This is a genomic window from Limnospira sp. PMC 1279.21 (assembly GCF_032349615.1).
In the GTDB taxonomy this organism is placed as follows: domain Bacteria; phylum Cyanobacteriota; class Cyanobacteriia; order Cyanobacteriales; family Microcoleaceae; genus Limnospira; species Limnospira fusiformis.
Genome location: NZ_JARPLU010000388.1, coordinates 1 through 1405, shown reverse-complemented (window position 1 = coordinate 1405; position 1405 = coordinate 1). Strand labels below are relative to the sequence as shown.

2 protein-coding genes are annotated in these 1405 nt (G+C 42.6%); one reads left to right on the top strand and one right to left on the bottom strand.

Features of this window, described 5'->3' with window-relative positions; translation table 11 throughout:
• Positions 1–176: IS630 transposase-related protein (locus P5683_RS24830; protein WP_315642090.1), on the bottom strand; the 176-nt coding region annotated here is incomplete at its 3' end.
• A 4-nt stretch (positions 177–180) separates the two neighbouring features.
• Here P5683_RS24830 and P5683_RS24825 point away from each other — a divergent pair.
• Positions 181–1284, top strand: a complete 1104-nt coding sequence (locus P5683_RS24825) for a group II intron maturase-specific domain-containing protein (RefSeq protein ID WP_008049200.1) — start codon at positions 181–183, stop codon at positions 1282–1284.
• Positions 1285–1405 lie beyond the last annotated feature (121 nt).

Genomic DNA, 1405 nt, shown 5'->3' with positions numbered 1-1405 from the left:
GGGAGGAAGTCTCCGGTGTGTTCTTTTCTTTGGAGCCAGAGATTGATAGTGTTCCGGCTGAGATGGAAAAATTGACTGGCTTTGGTTTTGGACATACCGTATAGTTCAATTGCATTGATAACTTTTTGTCTAAGGTCGTAACTGTAGGGGGCTGGCCTTTTGGGTCTTCTGTAGATATCCTTGCTATTATACGTCCTAACTACTCTGTCTTTTGCTATAAGTCCAATACTCGCCAACATTGCACTGTTGGGAATGGTTAGGTTAATTGAAACAATGTATCCCAAGAAAGCTAATAGAGTGCAAGCCTCGTTAGTAAGATACGCCGATGATTTCGTAGTAATATCACCTTCACTCGATATCATTGAACCGTGTAAAAATGCTATTTTTGAATGGTTAAAACCTGTAGGATTGGAAATTAAACCTGAAAAGACTAGAGTGTGTCATACACTTAACCCCATACAATACGAGGGCAGAACAGAAGAAGCAGGTTTTGATTTATTAGGATTTAATATCAGGCAATACCCTGTAGGAAAATATAAATCGGGAAAAACAGGTGGGACAGCGAGCCGATTAATCGGTCACAAAACCCACATAAAACCCAGTAAGAAAGCAGTTCAAGCCCATACAGAAGTGATTAAGGGTGTGATAAAACAGCATAAGACCGCACCCCAGTCTGCCCTGATTAGCAGGCTAAACCCGATTATTCGGGGGTGGGAAAATTACTACTCAGGAGTAGTTTCATCCGAGACATTCAGCAAGCTAGATGACATAATTTGGCAAATGTTAAGGGCATGGAAAGTATCAAGATGCGGAAAGGCAAACATCGAAAAACTGAGGAATTATTTGAGACCGGGAACGGTCATACTCAGTAATGGGAAAGAAAGACATGAAACCTGGTTATTTAGAACTAAAGATGGACTTCAGTTATGGAAACATAACTGGACTCCAATTGTCAGACACACCCTGATCAAACCTGAAGCAACACCATACGACGGAAATTGGACTTACTGGTCAAACAGAAAAGGACAAGCAATCGGAACGCCAAATAGGGTAGCAAAACTACTCAAAAAGCAAAAAGGCAAGTGTACCTGGTGCGGGCAATATTTGACCCCATATGACTTAGTTGAAGTAGACCACATTGTACCTCGAAACCTCGGTGGAAAGGATGAATACAACAACCTTCAGCTATTACACCGCCACTGTCATGATGATAAAACGGCGTTAGATAACGTCAATGCTGTATCTTTAACAATGGAGGTGCGAAACGTTCAGGCACGCGCATAGGGTGGCAATACCCGAAATAACTGCCCGGTGGGACTTCCACCCCTTGGTGGAATATAGGGAGTCGCTTCCCTGACCATCCCATAACTGTTTATATGTCCCGACGCTTGGAGAAATCTAAGCA